The 24446-nt window shown below is 66.6% G+C and carries 27 protein-coding genes and 1 riboswitch; of the genes, 20 read left to right on the top strand and 7 right to left on the bottom strand.

Annotated features, from left to right (window positions below; translation table 11 throughout):
* Positions 1-72 precede the first annotated feature (72 nt).
* The 10 genes from GV161_RS17490 (at position 73) to GV161_RS17445 (ending at position 9165) form a co-directional block, all read left to right on the top strand.
* The gene (locus GV161_RS17490; RefSeq protein WP_152016903.1) at positions 73-771 is read left to right on the top strand and encodes a DUF4336 domain-containing protein; all 699 of its coding nucleotides are present in this window, start codon (positions 73-75) and stop codon (positions 769-771) included.
* 25 nt (positions 772-796) lie between these two features.
* Positions 797-1354 carry a GNAT family N-acetyltransferase gene (locus tag GV161_RS17485; protein ID WP_152016902.1) on the top strand — a complete coding sequence of 186 codons (558 nt, stop codon included), beginning with the start codon at positions 797-799 and terminating at the stop codon, positions 1352-1354.
* Between the two features lie 39 nt (positions 1355-1393).
* Positions 1394-1891 carry a DciA family protein gene (locus GV161_RS17480; RefSeq protein WP_152016901.1) on the top strand — a complete coding sequence of 166 codons (498 nt, stop codon included), beginning with the start codon at positions 1394-1396 and terminating at the stop codon, positions 1889-1891.
* Between the two features lie 83 nt (positions 1892-1974).
* On the top strand, positions 1975-2595 hold the full coding sequence (locus tag GV161_RS17475) for a DsbA family protein (protein WP_152016900.1): 621 nt from the start codon (positions 1975-1977) through the stop codon (positions 2593-2595).
* A gap of 165 nt (positions 2596-2760) precedes the next feature.
* Complete coding sequence (locus GV161_RS17470; RefSeq protein ID WP_152016899.1) at positions 2761-6216, top strand: AAA family ATPase; 3456 nt, start codon at positions 2761-2763, stop codon at positions 6214-6216.
* Positions 6217-6532: 316 nt separating this feature from the next.
* Positions 6533-6907 (top strand): AtpZ/AtpI family protein, encoded by a 375-nt coding sequence (locus GV161_RS17465; RefSeq protein ID WP_152016898.1) that lies wholly within the window; start codon positions 6533-6535, stop codon positions 6905-6907.
* Positions 6908-6955: 48 nt separating this feature from the next.
* Positions 6956-7702, top strand: coding sequence for a F0F1 ATP synthase subunit A (locus GV161_RS17460; protein ID WP_152016897.1), 747 nt, complete (start codon positions 6956-6958; stop codon positions 7700-7702).
* A 62-nt stretch (positions 7703-7764) separates the two neighbouring features.
* The gene (locus tag GV161_RS17455) at positions 7765-7992 is read left to right on the top strand and encodes a F0F1 ATP synthase subunit C (protein ID WP_091831801.1); all 228 of its coding nucleotides are present in this window, start codon (positions 7765-7767) and stop codon (positions 7990-7992) included.
* 127 nt (positions 7993-8119) lie between these two features.
* Complete coding sequence (locus GV161_RS17450) at positions 8120-8674, top strand: F0F1 ATP synthase subunit B (protein WP_152016896.1); 555 nt, start codon at positions 8120-8122, stop codon at positions 8672-8674.
* Positions 8675-8679: 5 nt separating this feature from the next.
* The gene (locus GV161_RS17445) at positions 8680-9165 is read left to right on the top strand and encodes an ATP F0F1 synthase subunit B (protein WP_152016895.1); all 486 of its coding nucleotides are present in this window, start codon (positions 8680-8682) and stop codon (positions 9163-9165) included.
* Positions 9166-9260: 95 nt separating this feature from the next.
* Here GV161_RS17445 and GV161_RS17440 read toward each other — a convergent pair whose 3' ends face one another.
* Positions 9261-10571 carry a L,D-transpeptidase family protein gene (locus tag GV161_RS17440; RefSeq protein WP_152016894.1) on the bottom strand — a complete coding sequence of 437 codons (1311 nt, stop codon included), beginning with the start codon at positions 10569-10571 and terminating at the stop codon, positions 9261-9263.
* A gap of 168 nt (positions 10572-10739) precedes the next feature.
* On the opposite strand from GV161_RS17440, the gene GV161_RS17435 reads away from it, so the two are divergent.
* Both GV161_RS17435 and GV161_RS17430 read left to right on the top strand, forming a co-directional pair.
* Complete coding sequence (locus GV161_RS17435) at positions 10740-11003, top strand: type II toxin-antitoxin system Phd/YefM family antitoxin (RefSeq protein WP_152016893.1); 264 nt, start codon at positions 10740-10742, stop codon at positions 11001-11003.
* The gene (locus tag GV161_RS17430; RefSeq protein ID WP_152016892.1) at positions 11000-11428 is read left to right on the top strand and encodes a type II toxin-antitoxin system VapC family toxin; all 429 of its coding nucleotides are present in this window, start codon (positions 11000-11002) and stop codon (positions 11426-11428) included. Before GV161_RS17435 ends, GV161_RS17430 begins: the two co-directional genes overlap by 4 nt.
* A 6-nt stretch (positions 11429-11434) precedes the next feature.
* On the opposite strand, the gene gcvPB is transcribed toward GV161_RS17430, so the two are convergent.
* The 6 genes from gcvPB to GV161_RS17400 form a co-directional block, all read right to left on the bottom strand.
* A complete protein-coding gene (gcvPB, locus tag GV161_RS17425; protein ID WP_152016891.1) occupies positions 11435-13009 on the bottom strand; it encodes an aminomethyl-transferring glycine dehydrogenase subunit GcvPB in 1575 nt (524 codons plus the stop codon).
* The gene (gene gcvPA / locus GV161_RS17420; RefSeq protein ID WP_152016890.1) at positions 13009-14349 is read right to left on the bottom strand and encodes an aminomethyl-transferring glycine dehydrogenase subunit GcvPA; all 1341 of its coding nucleotides are present in this window, start codon (positions 14347-14349) and stop codon (positions 13009-13011) included. Before gcvPA ends, gcvPB begins: the two co-directional genes overlap by 1 nt.
* A 156-nt stretch (positions 14350-14505) precedes the next feature.
* Entirely contained in the window at positions 14506-14880 is a 375-nt protein-coding gene (gcvH, locus tag GV161_RS17415) for a glycine cleavage system protein GcvH (RefSeq protein ID WP_152016889.1), read from the bottom strand.
* 26 nt (positions 14881-14906) lie between these two features.
* A complete protein-coding gene (gene gcvT, locus GV161_RS17410; RefSeq protein ID WP_152016888.1) occupies positions 14907-16055 on the bottom strand; it encodes a glycine cleavage system aminomethyltransferase GcvT in 1149 nt (382 codons plus the stop codon).
* Between the two features lie 161 nt (positions 16056-16216).
* Positions 16217-16316: riboswitch (glycine riboswitch) on the bottom strand.
* Between the two features lie 76 nt (positions 16317-16392).
* Positions 16393-17013, bottom strand: coding sequence for a hypothetical protein (locus tag GV161_RS17405; RefSeq protein WP_152016887.1), 621 nt, complete (start codon positions 17011-17013; stop codon positions 16393-16395).
* The gene (locus GV161_RS17400; RefSeq protein ID WP_244624251.1) at positions 17010-17519 is read right to left on the bottom strand and encodes an invasion associated locus B family protein; all 510 of its coding nucleotides are present in this window, start codon (positions 17517-17519) and stop codon (positions 17010-17012) included. Before GV161_RS17400 ends, GV161_RS17405 begins: the two co-directional genes overlap by 4 nt.
* Positions 17520-17981: 462 nt before the next feature.
* Here GV161_RS17400 and coxB point away from each other — a divergent pair, with 462 nt between their 5' ends.
* From coxB to GV161_RS17365, 8 genes are all read left to right on the top strand, one after another.
* On the top strand, positions 17982-18767 hold the full coding sequence (coxB, locus tag GV161_RS17395) for a cytochrome c oxidase subunit II (RefSeq protein WP_244624298.1): 786 nt from the start codon (positions 17982-17984) through the stop codon (positions 18765-18767).
* 57 nt (positions 18768-18824) lie between these two features.
* A complete protein-coding gene (ctaD, locus tag GV161_RS17390; protein ID WP_152016884.1) occupies positions 18825-20459 on the top strand; it encodes a cytochrome c oxidase subunit I in 1635 nt (544 codons plus the stop codon).
* A gap of 135 nt (positions 20460-20594) precedes the next feature.
* Positions 20595-21551, top strand: coding sequence for a heme o synthase (locus GV161_RS17385; RefSeq protein ID WP_152016883.1), 957 nt, complete (start codon positions 20595-20597; stop codon positions 21549-21551).
* Positions 21548-21724 (top strand): hypothetical protein, encoded by a 177-nt coding sequence (locus GV161_RS30945; RefSeq protein ID WP_193219592.1) that lies wholly within the window; start codon positions 21548-21550, stop codon positions 21722-21724. Before GV161_RS17385 ends, GV161_RS30945 begins: the two co-directional genes overlap by 4 nt.
* Positions 21725-21728: 4 nt before the next feature.
* Positions 21729-22307, top strand: a complete 579-nt coding sequence (locus GV161_RS17380; protein WP_152016882.1) for a cytochrome c oxidase assembly protein — start codon at positions 21729-21731, stop codon at positions 22305-22307.
* Between the two features lie 49 nt (positions 22308-22356).
* Positions 22357-23214, top strand: a complete 858-nt coding sequence (locus GV161_RS17375) for a cytochrome c oxidase subunit 3 (RefSeq protein ID WP_152016881.1) — start codon at positions 22357-22359, stop codon at positions 23212-23214.
* 75 nt (positions 23215-23289) lie between these two features.
* Positions 23290-23664, top strand: coding sequence for a DUF983 domain-containing protein (locus GV161_RS17370; protein ID WP_152016880.1), 375 nt, complete (start codon positions 23290-23292; stop codon positions 23662-23664).
* The gene (locus tag GV161_RS17365; protein WP_152016879.1) at positions 23661-24425 is read left to right on the top strand and encodes an SURF1 family cytochrome oxidase biogenesis protein; all 765 of its coding nucleotides are present in this window, start codon (positions 23661-23663) and stop codon (positions 24423-24425) included. The genes GV161_RS17370 and GV161_RS17365 overlap by 4 nt, the downstream gene beginning before the upstream one ends.
* The last annotated feature ends 21 nt before the right edge of the window (positions 24426-24446 follow it).

The raw sequence follows: 24446 nt of genomic DNA, 5'->3' as shown, positions 1-24446 counted from the left end.
TGTATGAGCCGTCATACAAATGTCCGCGGCCGGCACGAATCTTTCACAAGCTGGATGAGTCGGTGCGTCGTAATGACGAAGCTGGAAGAATTCGGTCCCGAGATCTGGATCGCGAGCGGGCCCCAGGTGACGGCGGCGCTCGGGTTCAACTACCCGACGCGCATGGCTGTGATCCGCCTCGCTGACGGAGAGCTGTTCGTCTGGTCGCCGGTCGCGTTGAGCGACGAACTCAAGACGGAGCTCGCATCGCTCGGCTCCGTCCGCCATCTCGTCACGCCCAACTCGCTGCATGACCTGTTCATCGCGAGCTGGAAGCAGGCTTATCCCGAGGCTCGCCTCTATGCCGCGCCGGGATTGCAGCAGAAGCGCAGGGACCTCGCCTTCGATGCCGAGGTCACTGATGAGGCGATCCTGCCTTGGACGAGCGAGATCGCTCACATCGTCATGGCGGGCAATGTGATCACGACCGAAGTCGTCTTCTTTCATGCCAAGAGCGGCACGGTGCTGTTCACCGACCTGTTGCAGCAGTTCCCGCCGCGCTGGTTCCGCGGTTGGCGCGCGCTCATCGCGAAGTGGGACCTGATGCTCGCTTTTGAACCCTCGGTGCCGAGGAAGTTCCGCCTCGCCTTCACCGACAGGAAGGCGGCCCGAGCAGCTGCCGAGCGGCTGCTGTCATGGCCTGCCGAGAAGGTGCTGATGGCGCACGGAACCCCGGTCAGAACCGATGGCCGTGCCTTCCTGAAGCGGGCGTTTCGCTGGCTGACCCGCTGAACAATTGCGGCTAATCCTGTCGATCATGGCCAATATCGTTCCCAGCCTCGAAACCGAAAGATTGCTGCTCAAGCCGCTGGCACTCGACGACGCGCCTGCGATCCAGGCGATCTTTCCGCAATGGGAGATCGTGCGCTTCCTCGCCAGCCACATCCCCTGGCCCTATCCGCCCGATGGCGCAGAGAGCTTCCTGCGCACCGTGGCACTGCCCGGTATGGCCGCGGGCACGGAATGGCATTGGAGCTTGCGCCAAAAGGCCGAGCCCGAGCGGCTGATCGGCGTCATCAGCCTTTTGATTGGAGAGAAGAACAATCGCGGCTTCTGGATCGCGCCCGAATGGCGCGGCCAGGGCCTGATGAGCGAGGCGGTCGTCGCCGTGACCGACTTCTGGTTCGAGGTGCTCGGGCGCGATCTGCTACGGGCGCCGAAAGCGGTGGAGAACATCGCTTCGCGCCGGATATCGCAGAGTAGCGGCATGCGCATGGTCGGTGTCGAGACGCACAGCTTCGTCTCCGGCGAGCATCCGGCGGAAATCTGGGAGATCACCGCAGCGGAATGGCGCGCCCACAGGGCGGCTGGTTGATCTGCTTGCCGCCGCACGGCTCCCGTCGCAAAATAGCCCATGCCCGCAAAACCCCTCGCCGAATTGATCGACGACTGCCTCGCGCCGGCGCTCGCCGCCCAAGGCTTCGCCGGGCGCTCGGTCGTCTCCTTCTGGCCGGAGATCGTCGGCGAGCGGCTGGCGCAACGCACGCGGCCGCTCAAGATCGACTGGCCGCGGCGTCGTAGCGCGCCGGGTGAGCTCTCGGACCCGGCGACGCTGGTGGTGCGCGTCGAAGGTGCCTTCGCGCTGGAGATGCAGCAGCTCGGGCCTCTCGTGCTGGAGCGGGTCAACAGCCATCTCGGCTGGCGCGCCGTCGGTAAATTGGTGCTGAAGCAGGGACCGGTCGCGCTGCCTCCCGCGCCGAAACCGGCCCCGCCGCCGGACCCCGCCGTATTGGCGCGGATCGAGGCACAGGTCGCGGGCGTCGAAAATGTGGAGCTGCGCGAGGCGTTGACGCGGCTCGGGCGCGGCATCGCGCAGCGGCGCCAGGCCGCGGGCGACGACACGGCTTCGTGAGCGGGAACCAGCGAACCGATCTTGCCACAATCCTGATGGCGACTATGGTCCGCAGCAATTGCTTCGCCATCAGGGATTGTCTCATGACCAGCCGCCGTCAGGTGTTGATCGGCTCCGCCGCCTTGGCCCTCTCGCCGCTTCTCGCCAGCCAGGGCGCCTCGGCCCAGACGCTTCCCGGCGTTGCCAACCCGCTCGGCGACGTCTGGCTCGGCAACGCCGACGCCAAGGTCTCGATCATCGAATACGCCTCGCTGACCTGCAGCCACTGCGCCGCCTTCCACAAGGAGACCTGGCCGGCGCTGAAGGCCAAGTACATCGACACCGGCAAAGTGCGTTTCGTGCTGCGCGAGTTCCCGCTCGATCCGCTGGCCACGGCGGGCTTCATGCTGGCGCGCTGCAATGGCACCGACAAATACTATCCGCTGACCGACCTGCTGTTCGCGCAGCAGCGCAACTGGGCCTTCACCGAAAAGCCGGTCGATGCGCTCTCGAGCCTGGTCAAGCAGGCCGGTTTCACACAGGAATCTTTCGAGGCCTGCCTGAAACGTCAGGACATTTACGACGCTGTCACGCAGGTTAAGGAAGGTGGGTCCAAGGCTGGCGTGGACTCCACCCCGACCTTCTTCATCAACGGGCAGAAGCGCTCCGGTGCACTCAGCCTCGCCGAATTCGACAAGATCCTCGAGCCGCTGCTCGGCAGCTGACGCGCGCCTGCCCTTCTCCCCTCGGGGGAGAAGGTGGCAGCGCAAAGCGCTGACGGATAAGGGAAGGACAGCTACAGCCTCCCCTCGTCTCACCCAGTCATACCGCCCTCATCCGTCTGCTGCGCAGACACCTTCTCCCCCGAGGGGAGAAGAAGCGAGGCGTCGATGCAGCTGACGCGCCTCAAGCTCGCCGGCTTCAAGACCTTCGTCGAACCGGCCGAATTCCAGATCGAACCGGGGCTGACCGGCATCGTCGGCCCCAATGGCTGCGGCAAGTCCAATCTCGTCGAAGCCCTGCGCTGGGTGATGGGCGAAAGCTCGTTCAAGAACATGCGCGGCTCTGGCATGGACGACGTCATCTTCGGCGGCTCGTCCGAGCGCCCGGCCCGCAACATGGCCGAGGTCGCGCTTACCCTCGACAACAGCGACCGCAAGGCGCCCGCCGCCTTCAATGAGGCTGAGGTGCTCGAGATCACGCGCCGGATCGAGCGCGAGGAAGGCTCGACCTACCGCATCAACGGCAAGGAGGTGCGCGCCCGCGACGTGCAGCTCCTCTTCGCCGACGCCGCGACCGGCGCCCGTTCGCCGGCATTGGTGCGACAGGGCCAGATCAGCGAGATCATCTCGGCCAAGCCGCAATCGCGCCGGCGCATCCTGGAGGATGCCGCAGGCATCGCCGGACTGCACAGCCGCCGGCACGAGGCGGAGCTGCGCCTCAAGGGCGCCGAGGACAATCTCAACCGGCTGGAAGACGTGCTCGCCGAGATCGACGGCCAGGTCGAAGCCTTGCAGCGCCAGGCGCGCCAGGCGACGCGCTATCGCAACCTCGCCAGCGACATCCGCAAGGCCGAGGCCGTGCTGGCGCTGATCGCCCATCACGAGGCGCGCACGCAGGAAGCGGCAGCCGAACGCGCCCTCGAAGCGGCCGTGCGCGAGGTCGCCGACAAGACGGGCGTGCAGGCGGAAGCGGCCCGGTTGCAGGCGATCGCAGCGCATGTGCTGCCGACGCTGCGCGAAGGCGAGGCCGCTGCGGCAGCCGCCCTCGTGCGCTTGAAACGCGGTCTCGACGAGATCGAGGCCGAGAATCGGCGCGCCAAACAGCGCACAGAAGAACTGGCCAAGCGGCTCGCCGAATTGCAGAGCGATCTCGCCCGGCAGGACAGCCTCGGCAAGGACGCGAGCAACAGCCTGTCGCGCCTGACGGCTGAGGATGAGAGCCTGCGGCTGGAGGGCGAGGCTGCGGCCGGTGGCAGCAAGGCTGCGGCGGCCGAACTCGCCGAGGCGGAAAAAACATTGGCAGCGGCGGAAGCAGAGCACGCCGCCGTGCAGGCGCGCCTCTCCGAGCTCGCCGCCCGGCGTGGTGCGCTCGAACGGGCCCTACGCGAGGCCAATGAGCGCGAGGCTCGCCATGCCAGCGAGCGCGAACGGCTGCAGCGCGACCAGGCAGCGCTCGATGCCGACGGTACCGCCGCCTCGCTCGACGGATTACGCGCGATGGTCGCGACCGCGGATACCACGATGCAAAGCGCGGATGCCGCCGCGGGCGTCGCGCGCAGCGCCCTCGCCACTGTCCGCGAGGAGGAAGCGCGGCTACGCGGGCCGGTCGCGGAGGCCGATCGCAAGGCGCAGCGCCTCGAAACCGAAGTCCGCACCTTGCAGAAGCTGCTCGCTCCGGCGGCCGGCGGGCGCTGGCCGGCGATCCTCGATTCGATCGCGGCGGCCAAGGGCTACGAGACCGCGTTGGGCGCAGCGCTTGGTGACGACCTCGACGCCTCGGCCGATCCGGCTGCGCCGGCGCATTGGTCCGACACTGGCAGTGGCGAAAGCGACCCTGCGCTTCCCGATGGCGTCGAGCCGCTCGCCAGACATGTCCGCGGGCCGGCAGCGCTCGCGCGGCGCCTGCGCCAGGTAGGCGTCATCGCCCGGTCGGATGGCGCTGGATTGCGGCCTAAGCTGCTGCCGGGCCAACGGCTGGTCTCGCAAGAGGGCGACATCTGGCGCTGGGACGGCTTCACCAGCGCCGCCGAAGCGCCCTCGCCTGCCGCCCGCCGGCTCGCCGAGAAGAACCGCCTCGGCGATCTCGAACGCGAGGCGCAGGCAGCGCGCGAAGCGTCCGAAGCGGCGCGTGATGGCCTCGACCAGGCGAGCGAGCGCACCAAAGCTGCCGCGCAGTCCGAGACGAAGGCGCTGGAGGCGATCCGCGAGGCCAGACGCAGCCTCGATCAGGCTCGCGAGCGGCTGGCCCAGGCCGAGCGCAAAGCCGGCGAGACGGCGGCGCGCCGCTCGGCCCTGACCGAGGCGATCGGCAGGCTCGGCCAGAACATCGCCGATGCGCAGGCGCAAACCGAGGCCACGAATCAGGATCTGGGGGGCCTCGCCCCGGCGCCCGAACTGGAAAGCGCCCTGCTCGCCGCCCGGGCCGAACTGGGCGAGCGGCGCGCTGCAGCCTCCGAAGCGCGGGCGCGGGTGCAGACCCAGGGGCGCGAGGCCGAACTGCGCAGCCGCCGGCGCGAAGCGATCGCAGGAGATCTGCGCGCCTGGCGCGAGCGCGCTGCCACCAGTGAGCAGAGCGCCGCCGATACACGCCGGCGAATCGCGACGACGGCGGCCGAGCACAAGGCGCTGCTGGAAGCACCCGACACTTTCCTGGTCGAGCGCCGCCGGCTCCTCGCCGAGATCGAGACTGCGGAGGGGGCTCGCCGCGCCGCCGCCGACAAGCTCGCCGCTGGCGAGGTCGCGCAGGCGGAGGCTGACCGGCAGGCTCGCACGGCGCTGGAAGCGTTGTCGGCTACCCGCGAGGCTCGGGCGAGCGCCGAGGCCAGGCTGGAGGCAGCGCGCCAGCGCCTCGCGGACGTGGTGCGCCAGATCGTCGACGGGCTGGAGACCGAAGTCGCAAACCTGCATCAGCTCGCCGGGCTGAAGATCGGCGACACGCCGCCGGATGCAGAGGATGTCGAGCGCCGGCTGGGCGGGCTCAAGGCCGAGCGCGAGCGGCTGGGGGCGGTCAACCTGCGCGCCGACGACGAACTGAGCGAAGTCCAGGGCAAGCGCAGCGGCCTTGCGACCGAGCGCGACGACCTGACCGAGGCGATCCGGCGCCTGCGCCAGGCGATCGGGGCACTCAACCGCGAAGGAAGGGAGCGGCTTCTTGCCGCATTCGAGATCGTCAACGGCCATTTCCAGCACCTGTTCGGGGTCCTGTTCGGCGGCGGCACCGCCGATCTCACGCTGGTCGATTCGGAAGATCCGCTCGAAGCCGGGCTCGAGATCATCGCGCGCCCCCCGGGCAAAAAGCCGCAGGTGATGACGCTGCTCTCCGGCGGCGAGCAGGCGCTGACCGCGACCGCGCTGATCTTCGCGGTGTTCCTGACCAACCCCTCGCCGATCTGCGTGCTCGACGAGGTCGACGCCCCGCTCGATGACGCCAATGTCGAGCGCTATTGCGACCTGCTCGAGGAGATGGCGCGCAACACCGCGACGCGCTTCATCCTGATCACCCACAACCCGATCACCATGGCCCGCATGGACCGGCTGTTCGGCGTCACCATGGCCGAGCGCGGGGTCAGCCAGATGGTCTCGGTCGACCTCGCCACGGCCGAGCGCATCCGCGAGGCGGTCTGACATTATTGCCGCGGCGCACAAGAATCGTCCCCAACCCTCTGCGTCAGTCTAAAATCATTTTATTTTTCAAGGCATTAATGGCTTCTCACTCAGCTTGACACCATATGACCCCGTCAATATGGTGCGCCCGATTTTTCCGGGTGGCGGGGCTTTTTTCATCGCACGGAACGATCGGCAATCCGATGAGCGCACGCCACGACGATCCGGTTCCGGATCGGCTGATCAGGCAGCGCAAATCAGCGACAATTCCGGTATTGTCCGGTTCTCCAGGGGACCGAGCACGGAGGGGTCGTGTCATGACGGCGGTCGAGCGGCAATGACGGGCCAGGACGGAAAGAGTTCGGGCCCGGGGCGGCCTGCAGACAAGGATGCGAGCCTGGAAAGCCGGCTCAAATCCCTCGATGTGGGCCTGAAGCGTGCGACCAACCAGACGGAAGCCGAAATCCGGCGCGAGAGCACATCCGCCGATTCCAGCGGAATCGGGCAGGCGATGCGGCTTTCCACGGAATTCGTTGCCGGCATCATCGTCGGCGGCGGGCTCGGCTGGGCCGTCGATAAATGGCTGGGGACGGCGCCCTTCGGGATGATCGTCCTGCTGATGCTCGGTTTCGGCGCTGGCGTGATGAACGTCGTGCGCGCAGCGGGCTTGATGAAATCGCGCACTGACGATAAGTCGAGCGCGCAGAACTGAGGCTCGGTCCCGAAAGGGGCCGTCTTATGGCAGGAACAAGGGCGACAGATGGCTGGTCCGATCGAACAATTCGAGATCAAACCGATCGTGTCTCTTGGCAAGATCGGCGGAAGCGAAATCGCTTTCACCAATTCCGCCCTGTTCATGGTCGCCGCCGTCGCCATCATCGTGCTGCTGTTCGTCTATGGCACGCGCAACCGCTCGCTGGTTCCGGGCCGGCTGCAATCGCTGGCGGAGATGGGCTACGAGTTCGTAGCCAACACAGTGAAAGACTCGGCCGGCCATGACGGCATGAAGTTCATGCCGCTGGTGTTCTCGCTCTTCATGTTCGTGCTGGTCTGCAACATGCTCGGCATGATCCCGGGCTCGTTCACCGTGACCAGCCATCTGGTCGTCACCGCCGCGCTCGCCGCGCTCGTGATCTTCACCGTCATCATCTACGGCATCGCCAAGCACGGCGCCCATTTCTTCGGCCTGTTCGTGCCCAAGGGCGTGCATCCGCTGATGCTAATCATCCTGGTGCCGATCGAGGTGATCTCCTTCGTCTCGCGCCCGATCAGCCTGTCGGTCCGCCTCTTCGCCAACATGCTGGCCGGCCACATCGCGCTGAAGATCTTCGCCGGCTTCGTGGCGACGCTGCTCTTCGCCGGCGGCTGGGCCATCCTCTCGCCGCTGCCGCTCGTGCTGACCGTCGCGCTGATCGCGCTGGAATTCCTGGTCGCCGGACTGCAGGCCTATGTCTTCGCCGTGCTGACCTGCATCTACCTGCACGACGCCCTGCATCCGGGCCACTGAGCGGCCCTGATCTTAAAGTTCACCCCTCAACTGTCACAACTATCCCCCTAAGGAGCATTTCCATGGATCCCGTCGCAGCCAAGTACATCGGCGCTGGTCTCGCTTGCCTCGGCATGGCCGGCGCGGGCATCGGCCTCGGCAACCTCTTCGGCCAGTTCCTCTCGGGCGCCCTGCGCAACCCGTCGGCGGCCGATGGCCAGCGCGGCACCCTGCTGCTCGGCTTCGCGCTGACCGAAGCGCTCGGCATCTTCTCGCTGCTGATCGCGCTGCTGCTGCTCTTCGCGGTCTGATCGCGAACACTACCCGAGCCTGCCGCAGGCGACGGCCCTCATAGGGCGTCACGCGGCAGGCTCCCGCCTCCCTTCCCATATCGCCGTGCGAACCGTCCGGGCTCGTGCGGCCGGATGAGGTTCAGTGATGGCAGCGCCAGCCACGACCACCGGAACGACCGCCCATGGCGGCGCGGCTCCCGCCCATGGCGGCGGCTTCCCGCCTTTCCAGGGCGAAACCTTCGCCTCGCAGCTGCTCTGGCTGGCGATTACCTTCGGCTTCCTCTACTGGCTCGCCGCCAAGGTCATCGTGCCGCGTCTCGGCGGCATCCTCGAGGACCGCGCCAACAAGATCGGCAACGATCTCGACGAGGCGGCCGCGATGAAAGCCAAGGCTGAAGAGGCCGGCCAGGCCTATGAGAAGTCCCTTGCCGAAGCCCGCGCCAAGTCGCAGGCGATCGCGCAGGAGACGCGCGAGAAGGTCAACGCCGACAGCGCCACGCGGCGCAAGGGCGTCGAGGCCGACCTCGCCGCCAAGCTCGCCGATGCCGAGGCCAAGATCGTCGCCACCAAGATCGAGGCGATGAGCCATGTCGATGCGATCGCCGCCGACGCGGCCGGCGCCATCGTCAGCCACCTGACCGGCACGGCTCCGGCCCCGGCCGACGCCGCCAAGGCGGTCAAGACCGCGCTGGGAGGCTGAGCACCATGTTGAGCAATCCGACCTTCTGGGTCCTCGTCTCGACCGTCATCTTCCTCGCCATGGCGGTGAAGATGGGTGCTCTCAAGAGCCTCACCGGCGCGCTCGACGCTCGCGGTGAGCTCGTCGCCCGTGAGCTCGCTGAGGCCCGCCGCTTGCGCCACGAGGCCGAGCTGCTGCTCGCCGAGTTCGAAGGCAAGCGCAAGGCCGCCGAGGCCGAGGCCGAGGCGATCATCGCCAACGCCAAGGACGAGGCCCAGCGCCTCGCCAAGGACGCCGAGGAGAAGCTGGCGGAGTTCGTTACGCGCCGGACCAAGTCGGCGCAGGACAAGATCGCGCAGGCCGAGACACAGGCCACCGCCGAGGTCCGCGCGGCTGCAGCCGAGGCTGCGACGCGCGCCGCCGAGGTCATCCTGCGTGGCCAGGTCGCCGGCAAGGCCGGTGCCGACCTGATCGCTGCCGGTCTCAAGGATGTCCGCGCCAAGCTCAACTGAGCCGACAGCGTCATCACGAGAAACGAAAACGCCGCGGCCTTCGGACCGCGGCGTTTTCATTTGATCTCCCGGAACGAGAAATGCTGCGCGCGACCTTACTGGATGGCGACGGCCGTCGGAGGCGCCGGACGCGGCGCGACGACGGGAGCCGCGGCAGCCTTCGGCGCAGCCGGCCGGACGACGGGCTGAGGCAGCTTCGCCGTCGCCGGAGCCGCCGTCGGCACGGCAGCAGGCTTCGGCTTGGGCCGGCGCGGCTGGATCGTCGAGGTGACGATGCCCTGCGGCGTGTCGAGCCCATAGATGTCGTCACGGAACTGCACCAGCCCCTCGGCGTCCTGCCAGCCGGTCATGTAGACCCAGGCGACCGGCACGGCCTTCTTCAGCGTGATGTTCTTGCGCTCGCCCTTGGCGATCTCGGCCTCGATCGCCGGCTGGTTCCACTCGGTGCCTTCGAGCAGCCAGGCCGCCAGATCACGCACCCCCTCGATGCGGGCGCAGCCGGAGGAATTGAAGCGGACATCGTTGCGGAACAGCGACTTCTTCGGCGTGTCATGCATGTAGACCGCCTCGCTGTTCGGCATGTCGATCTTGAGCTGGCCGAGCGAATTGGTCGGCCCCGGCTCCTGCCGGACATAGAAATAGGGGTTGCTCAGGCTCGCCCAGTTGACGCTCACCGGGTCGATCTCACGGTTCTCGGCGCCGAGCAGCTTCATGTTGGACTTGGCGATGAAGCCGGGATCCTTGCGCATATGCGGGATGATGTCGGCCTTCACGATCGACATCGGCACCGTCCAGTACGGATTGAGGTTGACCGAGGTGATGCTGGCCTGGAGCACCGGCGAGGGCCGGTCGGGCCGGCCGACGATGGCAAGGTGGCGGCGCTGGACGACACCACCCTCCACGGCCTCGGCGCTGGCGCCGGGGATGTTCACCACGACGTAGCGACCGGTGAAGCTGAAGCCGTTGCCCTTGAGCCGCTCCAGCGTCGCCGTGAGCTGGTTGAGGCGCACTTCCACCGGCACGTTCAGCGCCTTCAGGGTGAGGCGGCCGACGGTACCGAGATCCGAGAGGCCATGGCGGCGCTGGAAGCGCTTCATCGCGGCGACGACGGCTGCGTCATAGACGTCGCCCGGCAACGCATCCGGCGGCAGGTCGCCGCTCAGCATCAGGCGCTGCTTTAACAGCGCGACATCCGGCCCCTGCGAATCGGGCTTCAGCGCGCTCGCCGAATTGGGAATCCTGGGCCAGCCGCCGCGGCCGGCGATATCCTCATGCGTGATCAGCGCCTCGAGCGTGCGGTCATAGGTCTTGGGACCATAGCCCGGTTCCTCGGCGCGGGAGGCCGAGAGCATCGCCGCGAAGGAGACTGCGGCAGCGAGCATATGGCGAAGACGAACGCGATACATGGGCGAGCTTCCAAGGCGCGAGGATACACGCCGTCGGAAGCTTCCCTCGCATATGGTCAAGGAAGACTTAAGGCAGCCGGCTCAGGTGACGAAAGGGCAGCAGCAGCCTTGCCGAAGCCATGCTCTGACTTATATGGTCATGATAGTCACTTTTTTGCGGAGGCCTCCATGACCGCGATCCCTAAGGAAACATGGACCGTCGCCAACGCCAAGGCGCGCTTCTCGGAACTGATCGACAAGGCGAAATCCGAGGGACCACAGACGGTGACGCGCAACGGCAAGCCGGCGGCGGTGCTGGTGTCGGTCGAGGAGTGGGAAAAGAAGACGGCGCCGAAGGGCACGCTCGTCGAGTTCTTCCAGAACTCGCCGCTCTATGACAGTGGGATCGAGATTGAACGCTTCAAAGGCGGTTTTCGGAAGGTAGACCTTTGAGCTTCTTGCTCGATACCAACGTGGTGTCCGAGCTCGCGAAGCGGGACCTCTCTCCGAATGTAGCTCAGTTCATTCTGGAGAAGCCCCAGAACGAATTCTTCATCAGCGTGATCACCCTGGCGGAGATACGCTTCGGCATCGCGTTGTTGCCAACCGGGAAGCGGCGCGACGCGCTGGAAACGTGGCTCGGCGCCGACCTCCCGCAGCGCTTCGACGGTCGCATCATCGAGATCGCTCACGACATCGCATTGGCCTGGGGCGACCTCATGGCGTGGTCGCGCCGAAACGGTGCGAATCTCGAGCCCATGGACGGGCTGATTGCGGCGACGAGCCGGATGCGCGACCTGACGCTCGTCACGCGCAACATCCGGGACTTCGATCGCCTCGGCCTGCGGCTGCTCGATCCCTGGATCGAGCAGCCCTGAGGCCCTTTACTCCGCCGCTTCCTTCACCGGCGCGGGCTTTTCCCATTTCAGCACCGGCTGGCGCGCGGCCCTCGTCTCGTCGAGGCGGCGCATCGGGGCATGGTGCGGAGCTGCGGTGAAGCGGCTCTTGTCATTGCCCTTGGCGGCGATGGCGAGGTCGCGCAGCGTCGCGATGAACAGGTCGAGCGAGGCCTTCGATTCGGACTCGGTCGGCTCGATCAGCATGGCGCCGTGGACGACGAGCGGGAAATACACCGTCATCGGGTGGTAGCCCTCGTCGATCATCGCCTTGGCGAAGTCGAGCGTGGTGACGCCGGTGCCCTTCAGCCACTCGTCGTCGAACAGCGCCTCGTGCATCGAGGGGTGATCCGGGAAGGGCAGCGACATCAGGTCGGCGAGACCGGCGCGGATGTAGTTGGCGTTCAGCACCGCGTCTTCCGAGGCCTGCTTCATGCCGTCGGCGCCGTGGCTGAGCATATAGGCGAGCGCACGGACATACATGCCCATCTGGCCATGGAAGGCGGTCATGCGACCGAACGGGTCGTTACCATCAGGCGCATCGCCCTTGTGCTCGACGAGACGCGACTTGCCGCCCTCGACATGGATGAACGGCACCGGCGCGTAGGGCGCCAACCGCTCCGACAGCACGACCGGGCCGGCACCCGGGCCGCCGCCGCCATGCGGGGTCGAGAAGGTCTTGTGCAGGTTGATGTGCATCGCGTCGACGCCGAGATCGCCCGGGCGCGCCTTGCCGACGATCGCGTTGAAGTTGGCGCCATCGCAGTAGAAATAGGCGCCGGCCTCATGCATCGCCGCGGCGATCTCGACGATCTGCGGTTCGAAGATGCCGCAGGTGTTCGGGTTGGTCAGCATGATCGCGGCGACGTCGGGGCCAAGCAGCGCCTTGACGTCCTCGACCGCGACGGTGCCGTCCGGACGCGCCGGAACCGCCTTCACCGAGAAGCCGATCAGCGCGGCGGTCGCCGGGTTGGTACCGTGAGCCGATTCAGGGACGAGCACGACAGTGCGGGTCGCGCCCTCGCCCTTGGCGGCGATCGCGGCCTTGATCGCCATCATGCCGCAGGCTTCGCCATGGGCCCCGGCCTTGGGCGAGAGCGCCACCGCCGGCATGCCGGTCAGCGTCATCAGATAGCGGGCAAGTTCGAGCATGACGTCGAGCGCGCCCGGCACGGTCGAGACCGGCTGCAGCGGATGCACGTCGGAGAAGCCGGGCAGCCGCGCCACCTTCTCGTTGAGGCGGGCATTGTGCTTCATCGTGCAGGAGCCGAGCGGGAAGAGCCCGGTGTCGATGCCGTAATTCTTCTGGCTGAGGCGCACATAATGGCGCATCGCCTCCGGCTCGGAGAGGCCGGGCAGGCCGATCTCGCCTTGGCGGGCATGCTTGCCGAGGCGGCTCTTGAACGGCGCCGGCTTGTCGATGTCGACGCCGGTCGATTCGTGGTGGCCGATCTCGAAGATCAGCGGCTCGATCTGCTGGAGCGCGCGGTTTCCGGTGAAGGTCTCATGGACCTCGGCAGAAGCTTCGCCAGCCTGGCTAGGACGTCCCTGACGGTTCAGCATCACAGCACCTCCGCGAGCGCCGCCACGAAGGCCGCCCGATCGTCATCCGTGTTCACTTCGGTATTGGCGACGATCAGGAGATCGTCGAGCCCGGCGCCCGGGAGCAGGCGCGAGACCGGCACGCCGGCGAGGATGCCCCTGGCCGCGAGCGCCTCGGCCACCTCGGCCGCCGGCTTGGCGAGCTTCACGGTGAATTCGTTGAAGAAGCTCTCGTTCAGCACCTCGCCCCCCTTCACGCCGGACAGCGCGTCGGCGAGCTTCACCGCATTGGCATGGTTGACCTCGGCGAGCCGGGTCAGGCCGGCCTGGCCGAGCAGCGTCATGTGGATGGTGAAGGCCAGCACGCAGAGGCCCGAATTGGTGCAGATGTTCGAGGTCGCCTTGTCCCTGCGGATGTGCTGCTCGCGGGTCGAGAGCGTCAGGACGAAGCCGCGGCGACCGTCGGCGTCGACGGTCTCGCCGCAGAGCCGGCCCGGCATCTGGCGGATATATTTCGACTTGGCGGCGAAAAGGCCGACATAGGGGCCGCCGAAATTCAGGGCATTGCCGATCGACTGGCCCTCGCCAACGACGATGTCGGCATCCTGGGCGCCGGGCGGGACGACCGCACCGAGCGAGACGACCTCGGTGAAGACCGCGATCAGCAGCGCGCCATGGGCATGTGCCTTGTCGGCAATAGGCTTGAGATCACGCAGATTGCCGAAGACGTCGGGCGACTGCACGACGACGCAGGAGACGCTATCGTCGATCGCAGCGAGGATGTCCTCGGTGGCGCGGACGTCGGGCTTCAACGCCACGACCTCGTCATTCGCCATTTCCGACAGGGTCTCGACGACCTGGGTATAATGCGGGTGCAGGCCGCCGGAGAGCACTGCCTTGCGCCGCCTGGTGACGCGGTGCGCCATCAGCACCGCCTCGGCGGTGCCGGTCGAACCGTCATACATCGAGGCGTTGGCGACCTCCATGCCGGTCAGCGCCGCGACCTGCGTCTGGAATTCGAACAGGTATTGCAGCGTGCCCTGGGCGATCTCCGGCTGGTAGGGCGTGTAGCTGGTCAGGAACTCCGAGCGCTGGATCAGGTGATCGACCGTCGCGGGAACATGGTGCTTGTAGGCCCCTGCCCCGACGAAGAACGGCACCGAACCGGCCGCGATGTTCCTGGCCGACATCTTGCCGAGGATACGCTCGACCTCGAGCTCACCCTTGGTTCGGGGCAGGTCGAGCGGCTCTTTCAGAAGCTTGCCGTTCGGCACGTCGGAGAAGAGCGCGTCGACGTCGGGTACGCCGATGCGCGCGAGCATGTCCTCGCGGTCGGTCTCGGTCAGGGGAAGATAGCGCATGGAGGTTCCGTTCTTCGATACGGCCTGGGACCGTTCAAAAGCTGCGTGGTCGTCCCGGGCGACCGGAGGGAGACCCGGGACCCATGCCGGAACCGTTCAGGCATGAGTCCCGGATCAGCGCCGCTACGCGGCTTGTCCGGGACGACTCGATGAGGGTCAGAGCGTCTTGACGTAGTCCTGGTACTCGGCCTCGCTCAGCAGGCCGTCGAGCTCGCCTGTGTTCGTCAGCTTCAGCTTGACGAACCAGCCCTTGCCGGCCGGGTCCTCGTTGACCGTGCCGGGCGCAGCCTCGAGCTCGCTGTTGACGGCGACGACCTCGCCGGAGACCGGGGCATAGACCTCGGAGGCCGCCTTGACGCTTTCGACGACAGCAGCTTCGCCGCCCTTGGCGAGTGCCTTGCCGACGGTCGGCAGCTCGACGAAGACGACGTCGCCGAGCTGGCCCTGGGCGTAGTCGGTGATGCCGACGGTGCCGGTGTCACCCTCGATGCGGATGTATTCGTGGTCCTTGGTGTAACGGGTCTCGGCCATGGTTTCCTCCGACGAAACAGGTGGGTTCAGCGCTTGTAGCGGTTGGGGACGAAAGGCATTGCGGCGATGGTCGCCGGCAGCGGCTTGCCGCGCACGATAAGATCGAGCCTGGTGCCGGGAGCGGAATGCTCCTTGGCGACATAGCCCATGGCGCAAGGGCCGTTCAGGGTCGGGCCGAAGCCGCCCGAGGTGACCTTGCCGACGATGGTGCCGTCAGCGGTCGCGATATCCGCGCCCTCGCGGGCCGGAGCCCGGCCTTCCGGCAGCAGGCCGACGCGGACGCGCGAGACGCCCTCGGCGAATTCGCGCTGGATGCGGGCCGCCCCCGGGAAACCGCCCTCCTCGCGCCGGCGCTTCTGGATCGACCAGTTGAGCGCCGCCTCGACGGGAGAGGTCGTCGTGTCGATGTCATGGCCATAAAGGCACAAACCGGCTTCCAGCCGCAGCGAATCGCGAGCGCCGAGGCCGATCGGCTTGACGCGCGCGTCGAGCAGGAGCGCATCCCAGATCTCGCCGATGCGATCGGCCGCGGCGGAGATCTCAAAGCCGTCCTCGCCGGTATAGCCGGAGCGGCTGACATTGGCCTTGACGCCGCCGAGCTTCATCGTGCGCAAGGTCATGAAGCCCATCTCGGCAGCCTCGGGATTGAGCGCCGCCAGCGCTTCCTCCGCCTTCGGCCCCTGCAGGGCGATCAGGCCACGATGCTCGGCCTTGACCAGCTTCACATTGGCCGGCAGACGCGCCTCGATATGGGCGTAGTCTTCAGTCTTGCAGGCGGCGTTGACGACGAGCAGCAGCGCGCCGTCCTCGTCCGGATCGGCCGAGCGCGTCACCATCAGATCGTCGAGGATGCCGCCCTCCTCGTTCAGCAGCTGCGAATAGCGCTGCTTGCCCGGCGGCAGGTTGACGATGTCGGCCGGAATCAGCGCTTCGAGCGCACGGGCCGTGGTCTCGTGGTCGGGACCGACGAGGAAGGCCTGGCCCATATGCGAGACATCGAACAGGCCGGCGTTCTCGCGCGTCCAGTTGTGCTCGGCCATGATCCCGGCAGGATACTGCACCGGCATGTCGTAGCCGGCGAACGGCACCATGCGTGCGCCCAGCGTGACATTGCGGGCGTGCAGCGGCGTCTTGAGCAGCGGCTCGGTGCTTGCAGTCTCGGCTTCGGCAGCCATGGCATCCCTTCCAGAGTCGAGCGCGAGCCCCGGACGGATTCGTCCGGAGCGCGCCCCCTCTGTCTCGGGACCTGAGAGATTTCCCCGCCAGGCTTAAAGCCTTGGGCGAGTTACCCCCGTCGGTGGGCGAGCCTCAAAGGCCCGCCACTTTCCAGAGCGCCAATTCCCACGCGGTCCGTTTGCCTGAGCGTTTCCGGGGCGGTTGCGCCTTCGGCGCCGGGTCCGGACGAGTCCGGTCCCGGTCTCTCCCGCGGGGATGATGCGGCTGAGCCAGCAATAGACGAGCGAGGGGCCGAGTCAATTGGCCCGCCCGCGTGAATTTTCGGCAGCGTGCCGCCTACCTGCGCCGGCGCCGCGCCGGCTCGCCTCCGCCGCCCGGATTCAGGCCGACGATGATCTCGACCTCGCCGGACCCTGCGGGAACCGAGATGTTGCTCTCGACATGCGAGAAATCGGCACCGGTCTGGCCACTGGGGATGGCGCCGCCGACGCGGGCACTGCGGCGCGCGATCACCTGGTTGTTGCGCATCACCTGCGTGTACAGCGTCGCGCCATAGCTGCCGGGGCTGCCGGCGGGTCCGATCAGGATACGCCCTTCGACGCCGACCTTGAGAGTGAAGGCGCCATCCTTGCCGATGGGCGTGCATTCGCGCGCGACGGTATTGATCGAGACCTGGCTGCGCAGGCTGCCGCTGTCCTGGCCCGACTGGGCGCGGATCGCCGCGCCACCATCGGAGATGATGACCTGCGGGCAGATGAAATTCACCTCGTCGTCCTGCGGCAGCTGATTGACCGGCGGCGGCGTGGTCGACTGGAACATCAGGATATTGCCGAGCTTCTGCGCGGAACTCGGCTCGCCGGAGCCCGACGAGCCGGAGGAACCGCAGCCGGCGAGCGTGAGCGCCAGAGCGGCAGGCAAAGCGAACCGACCGAAGCGGCCAGCAAAGCGATCAATCACGGCAAAGCCTCCACACCAGGGCCGAATCCGTTGAGCGAAACCGGGATTCCGACCCCTTCCTCCGGCGTCTGAAACACGATGAATGTGGCGCTCTTACCAGTCTTGAGCTGGCCGAGCAGCGTATCGTCCATCACCACCTCGGCAACGCAGCCGGTGGTCAGGCAGCGCACGAAGCCCGCGCGGCCGATATCCTTGTCGTCGATCTTGAGACCGAGGCCGGAGGGGAGCAGCACGCCGAGCGGGGCGACGACGCGCAGCAGACGGCTCTTCTGGTCGGCCGTCTTCAGCACGATGACGAGCAGCGTCAGATTCGGGCGGTCCTCGGCGGCGACGTTCTGAACGAGCGCGCATTGCTCGGCCTTGGCGCCGGGCGGCGTCTCGCAGCGCATCTGCCAATCGCCATGCGTGGAACGTACCGCGCCTTGCGCATGGGCCGGCGTAGCCGAGAGCCAGCCGCAGCCGATGACGGCAAGCGCCGCGGCCACGGGACCGATCAATGAGCGCATCCCTGTCATCCTCTCCTTACAGGTGTGGGAATGTGCGCACACCCACACCGAAACGGCGCCCCCGCCACGCGAGAATGCGTTCCGACCATGCGTCCCGATTCCTGTCAAGGCGAAGGATCACGTGCGTCCGCGCGGCAGACTCCCTGCAAACAGCGCAGATCGACCGCCCGGCGCCCATGCGCTCGTCGCGTACTTATGCCGCACGGGCTGCGTCACAGCCTGTCATTGCCCCACTGGCGCAAGCGTGATCTTTGATTTATCGCAATGCCGAAGAACCGGGCCGGTCAGACGTGGCCGCCCCGGCGCGCGCCTGTCTTAAGCTGACGAAGGCGGATCGCGCGGCATCAAAGGAGCTATGTCGGACCGATGCGATTTGTGACCACTCCTCTCAGGAACGCGCTGGCGGCCCTTGCTGCTGCCCTGGTAGCGTTTTCGCCGGCCGTCGCATCGGCCCAGAACGGCATGCCGCAGCCTTGGGAGCTGAATCTCCAGCCGGCCAATTCCGAGGTGATGACGTTCATCCACTGGTTCCATGACTGGGTGAACGTCCTCATCTTCATCATCACGCTCTTCGTGCTGGGCTTGCTGATCTACGTGGCCTGGCGCTTCAACGAGAAGCGCAACCCGGTCGCCTCGAAGACGACGCACCACGCTCTGCTCGAGGTCGCCTGGACGATCGTCCCGGTCCTGATCCTGGTCGTGATCGCCATTCCCTCGTTCCGCCTGCTCAAGCTGCAGCTGGAGATCCCGCAGGCCGACATGACCGTGAAGGTCACCGGCAAGCAGTGGTACTGGTCCTATGAGTACCCGCAGGACGGCGGCAGCTTCGGCTTCGATTCGCTGATGCTCGACGAGAAGCAGCGCGCCGAGGCAATCTCGTCGAAGAAGATCGCCGAGGCCGAGGCGCCGCGCCTGCTCGCCGTCGACAACGAAGCGGTCGTGCCGGTCGGCAAGATCGTGCGCGTGCAGGTCACCGGCGCCGACGTCATCCACAAGTTCGCGCTGCCTGCCTTCGGTGTGAAGATCGACGCCATCCCCGGCCGCCTGAACGAAACCTGGTTCAAGGCCGATCGCGAAGGCATTTTCTACGGCCAGTGCTCGTTCATCTGCGGCCAGAACCACGCCTTCATGCCGATCGCCATCCGCGTCGTCAGCCAGGAGCGCTACACGGCCTGGCTCGCGGAAGCGAAGCAGAAGTTCGCCAATGCTGCCGACGCCACCAGCAAAGTCGCCGAAGCGGCTCGCTGAACCCGACATTCTTGAAAGAACTCACGCGAAGCGCATTCGCAGGAGGAGACGAAATTCATGGCTACCGCGGCTCCCCACGCCCACGGGCATGACGACGCCCACGCCCACGAGCACCACACCCCAACGGGCTGGCGCCGCTGGCTGCTCTCGACCAACCATAAAGACATCGGCACGCTCTACCTGATCTTCTCGATCATCGCGGGCCTGATCGGCGGCTTCCTGTCGATCATGATGCGCATCGAGCTGCAGCAGCCGGGCCTGCAGATCTTCGCCAACGGCCAGAGCTACAACGTCTTCGTCACCGGTCACGGCCTGATCATGATCTTCTTCATGGTCATGCCCGCCGTCATCGGCGGCTTTGGCAACTGGTTCGTGCCGCTGATGATCGGCGCGCCGGACATGGCCTTCCCGCGCATGAACAACATCTCGTTCTGGCTGACGGTCGCGGGCCTGATCCTGCTGCTGATCTCGATGTTCGTCGAGGGCGCCCCTGGCGCCAAGGGCGTCGGCACAGGCTGGACGATCTACCCGCCGTTCTCATCGGCAGGCCATCCCGGCCCGTCGGTCGATTTCGGCATCCTGTCGCTCCACGTTGCCGGTGCGGCCTCGATCCTGGGCGCGATCAACTTCATCACCACCATCCTGAACATGCGCGCGCCTGGCATGACCATGCACAAGATGCCGCTGTTCGCCTGGGGCGTTCTGGTCACCGCCTTCCTGCTGCTGCTGGCGCTCCCGGTCCTCGCCGGCGCGATCACCATGCTGCTGACCGACCGCAACTTCGGCACGACCTTCTACGATCCGGCCGGCGGCGGCGATCCGGTGCTCTACCAGCACCTGTTCTGGTTCTTCGGCCACCCCGAAGTGTACATCATGATCCTGCCGGCCTTCGGCATCGTCAGCCACATCATCTCGACCTTCTCGAAGAAGCCGATCTTCGGCTATCTCGGCATGGCCTACGCCATGGTCGCGATCGGCGTGGTCGGGTTCATCGTCTGGGCCCACCACATGTACACGGTCGGCCTGTCGCTCAACACGCAGCGCTACTTCGTCTTCGCGACGATGGTGATCGCGGTTCCGACCGGCGTGAAGATCTTCTCCTGGATCGCGACGATGTGGGGTGGCAGCTTGCGCTTCACCGCGCCGATGGTCTGGGCGATCGGCTTCATCTTCCTGTTCACTGTCGGCGGCGTCACCGGCGTGGTGCTGGCCAATGCCGGCCTCGACCGCTCGCTGCACGCGACCTACTACGTGGTGGCTCACTTCCACTACGTGCTGTCGCTCGGCGCGGTGTTCGGCATCTTCGCGGGCTTCTATTACTGGTTCCCGAAGATGAGCGGCTACATCATCCCGGACTGGATCGGCCGCCTGCACTTCTGGATTGCCTTCATCGGCGCGAACCTGCTGTTCTTCCCGCAGCACTTCCTCGGGCTCTCGGGCATGCCGCGGCACTATGTCGACTATCCCGACGCCTTCGCCGGCTGGCATTTCTGGTCGTCGATCGGCTCGTACATCTTCGCGGCCGGCCTGCTGGTCTGGCTCTACGGCATCGTCGTCGCCTTCACCAGGAAGGAGCTCGCCGGCAACAATCCGTGGGGCGAAGGCGCGACCACGCTGGAGTGGACGCTGTCCTCGCCGCCACCGTTCCACCAGTTCGAGACGCTGCCGCGCATCACCGGCTCGGACCACTGAACACACCGGCGGCGGGCCTCTCGCCCGCCGCCGCCCCTCCCCCGAGCGCCTGATCCAGGGCGTTCCGGAGACGGGCGGATCCCGCAAGCGACACCCGGTTTGGGTGTCTTAGAACGTTGAAGTGAACGAGTTTCGATGTCTGCTGCCTTCGATCAGATCACCCAGGCTGACGACGGCGTCTCGCTGAGTTCCCCCGGCGAGGCGCAGGACTTCTTCGCGCTGCTCAAGCCGCGGGTGATGTTCCTCGTGATCGTGACGGCGCTCGGCGGCATGGTCGCGGCGCCAGGAGCGGTCAATCCGGTCATCGGCTTTGCCGCGCTGCTGGCGATCTCGGTCGGCGCCGGCGCCTCGGGCTGCCTCAACATGTGGTGGGACGCCGATATCGACGCGGTGATGGCGCGCACCGCCAACCGGCCGATCCCCGCCGGCCGCATCCTGCCATCCGAGGCGCTCGCCTTCGGCCTGACGCTCTCGATCGGCTCCGTGCTGGTGCTCGGCCTCGTCGCCAATCTGCTTTCGGCCGCGATGCTGGCCTTCACGATCTTCTTCTACGCCGTCGTCTATTCGATGTGGCTGAAGCGGGCGACGCCGCAGAACATCGTCATCGGCGGCGCCGCCGGCGCCTTCCCGCCGATGATCGGCGAAGCCGTGGTCACCGGCGATTTCGGCCTGACCTCAATCGTCCTGTTCGCCATCATCTTCCTGTGGACGCCGCCGCATTTCTGGGCGCTCGCTCTGGTCAAGTCATCAGACTACGCCCGCGCCGGCATCCCGATGCTGCCGAACGTCGCCGGTCCGGCCGCGACCCGCCGCCAGATCGTCGCCTATACGCTGGTGCTGGCCCCGGTCGCGGTGCTGCCGGCGCTGATGGGCTTCGGCGGGCTGATCTATCTGATCGTCTCGGTCGTCACCGGCCTCGCCATGATCGGCCTGTCGCTGCGCGTGCTGCACGTCACCGAGGGCGAGCCGGCCAACAAGGCGGCCTATGCGCTGTTCGGCTTCTCGATCCTCTATCTCTTCCTGCTCTTCGCCGTGCTGCTGGCCGAGAACGGCCTCGGCCTGATGTGGGCCCTGCCCAAGGTGCTGGGATGAGCCAGGACCCGCAGGACAAGAAGCAGCCGCCGGCGGCGTTCTCTCCGGAGGACATGGCCAGGCGCAATCGCCGCTCGATCGCGCTCGCGCTCGTGCTCGGCGGCCTCGTGGTCTTCTTCTTCATCGTGACGCTGGCCAAGACCGGGCCGGCGATCCTCAACCGGCCGCTGTGACGCGATGACCGCCGCTTCCCGCAACCGCCGTACCGTCCTCGCCTGCAGCGCCGCCGTGCTCGCCATGACCGGGCTCTCCTTCGCCGCCGTGCCGCTCTACAACCTGTTCTGCAAGGTCACGGGCTTCGCCGGCACGCCGATGGTCGGAACTGCCGCCACCGGCAAGACCAGCGAGCGCATCGTCTCGGTCGCGTTCGACGCCAATGTTGCGCCCGCGCTGGGCTGGCGCTTCGAGGCGGAGAAGACGGAGATCAGGGCGCAGGTCGGCGTGACGCAGACGGTGTTCTACAAGATCACCAACACGTCCTCGCGACCGATGACCGGGATCGCGACCTACAATGTCCAGCCGAACCAGTCGGGCGCCTATTTCGTCAAGATCCAGTGCTTCTGCTTCACCGAGACGACGCTACAGCCCGGCGAGACCCTGGAAGCGCCGGTCGTGTTCTACATCGATCCCGAGATCGAGTTGAACCGCGAGCTCGCCAGCCTGAAATCGATCACCCTGTCCTACACCTATTTCCCGTCGAAGAACGGGCAGCCGGTGGCGGAAAGCAAGGGTGACGGCAACCAATCGAAACTATAAAGCTGCGCGACAAGCGCTGCACTTCTACGGACGCGGAGACTTGAGCACGATGGCCGGGGCCCATACCAAGAACCACGACTACCACCTCGTCGATCCGAGCCCGTGGCCGATCGTCGGCGCCGCCAGCGCGACCATCATGGCGATCGGCGCGGTGATGTGGATGAAGGCGCTGCCGGTCGCCGGCATGACCGTCGGCCCGCTGGTCTTCGGCGTCGGCCTGCTCGGCGTGCTCTACACCATGCTCGCCTGGTGGATGGACGTGACCCGTGAGGCCGAGCGCGAGGGGCATCACACCCGCGTGGTGCAGCTGCACCACCGCTACGGCATGATGATGTTCATCGCCTCCGAGGTGATGTTCTTCGTCGCCTGGTTCTGGGCCTATTTCGATGCGAGCCTGTTCACCGGCGAGCACATCCAGTACGCCCGCGCCGAATTCACCGGCGGTCACTGGCCGCCGAAGGGCATCGAGACTTTCGACCCCTGGCACCTGCCGCTGCTCAACACGCTGATCCTGCTGACCTCCGGCACGACCGTGACCTGGGCGCACTACGCCCTGATCCAGGGTGACCGTAAGAGCCTGAAGCAGGCCCTGTGGCTGACCGTGATCCTCGGCATCCTGTTCACGCTGTGCCAAGCTTACGAATACTCGCACGCCGCCTTCGCCTTCAAAGGCAACATCTACGGCGCGACCTTCTTCATGGCGACCGGCTTCCACGGTTTCCACGTCATCATCGGCACGATCTTCCTGGCGATCTGCCTGTGGCGCGTCTATCTCGGCCACTTCAAGCCGGACCAGCATCTCGGCTTCGAGTTCGCCGCCTGGTACTGGCACTTCGTCGACGTGGTCTGGCTGTTCCTGTTCGCCTCGATCTATGTCTGGGGCGCCGGAGCGCCGGCAGCGCACTGAATTTCGGGCCGGAAGCGGCCGCGAACCTTCAAAGGGGCGGCCGCGAGGCCGCCCTTTCCATTTAAGGAGACCGCCATGGCGCAGCCGCAGATCACCCCGCCCTCGCCCTACTCGACGGGCCTGACCGGCCGCTGCCCGCGCTGCGGCGAGGGCAAGCTGTTCGACGGCTATCTCAAGCTGAAGCCGCGCTGCGCCGCCTGCGGGCTGGACTTCGCCTTCGCCGATTCGGCCGACGGGCCGGCGGTGTTCATCATGCTGATCGCCGGCTTCTTCGTGCTCGGCCTCGCGCTCTATGTCGAGATCGCCTACACCCCGCCGATCTGGCTGCATCTCCTGCTCTGGCTGCCGCTGGCGCTCGTCACCTGCCTCGGGCTGCTCAGGCCGATGAAGGGGCTCGCAGTCGCCTTGCAATATGCCCACAAGGCCGAGGAAGGCAGGTTGAAGAAGTGAGCGAACAGATTGCGTCCACGAGCCGGCCAAAGCTGCTGCTGCCGGCGCTCCTGACCATCATCGGCGTCGGCGTGCTCTTCTATCTCGGTGCCTGGCAATGGCAGCGCATGGACGAGAAGCGCGCTTTCATCACGCGGCTGGAGACGCAAGCCGCAGGTTCCGCTGCCCCGCTGCCGCCGGCGAGCGACTGGCCGCGGCTCGATCTCGCGGCTGTCGATCTCACAAGGGCTGTCGCCAAAGGCAGCTATCTCGACGGCATCGCCGGCGTCCGCACAACCATCGCGGCCGGTCCGCCCGGCTCACGCCAGCTCTCCGGCTTCGGCCGCTGGGTCTTCCAGGGTTTTCGGCTGGAAGACGGCGCGACGATCCTGATCAATCGCGGCTTCGTACCCGAGGCGCGCTTTAGCGCCATCACGCCGGCGAGCGGCCAGGCGACCGTCACCGGCTTCCTGCGCATCCCGGAGGCTCGCAACAGCTTCACCCCCGCCGACCTGCCACAGCAACGCGAATTCTACACGCGAGACCCCGCAGCGATTGCCGCATCTCTCGGCCTGCCCGCAGCGGCGCCGTTCTATCTCGAAGGCGAACGCCAGGGCGACGGGCTGACCCCGCCGGCCGGCGTCGATGCCAAGGAGCTGATCGCCCGCATCCCGGACAACCATCTGCAATATGCGCTGACCTGGTGGGGGCTGGCACTGACGCTGATCGGGGTGTTCGGCGCTTATGTCTGGCAGGCGCGGAGGCCGACGCAGAGCGGCTAATCAGCCTTTGCTTTTGCCCTC

The organism is Bosea sp. 29B (assembly GCF_902506165.1).
Taxonomy (GTDB): Bacteria; Pseudomonadota; Alphaproteobacteria; order Rhizobiales; family Beijerinckiaceae; genus Allobosea.
This window is presented reverse-complemented; position numbering and strand designations above follow the sequence as displayed.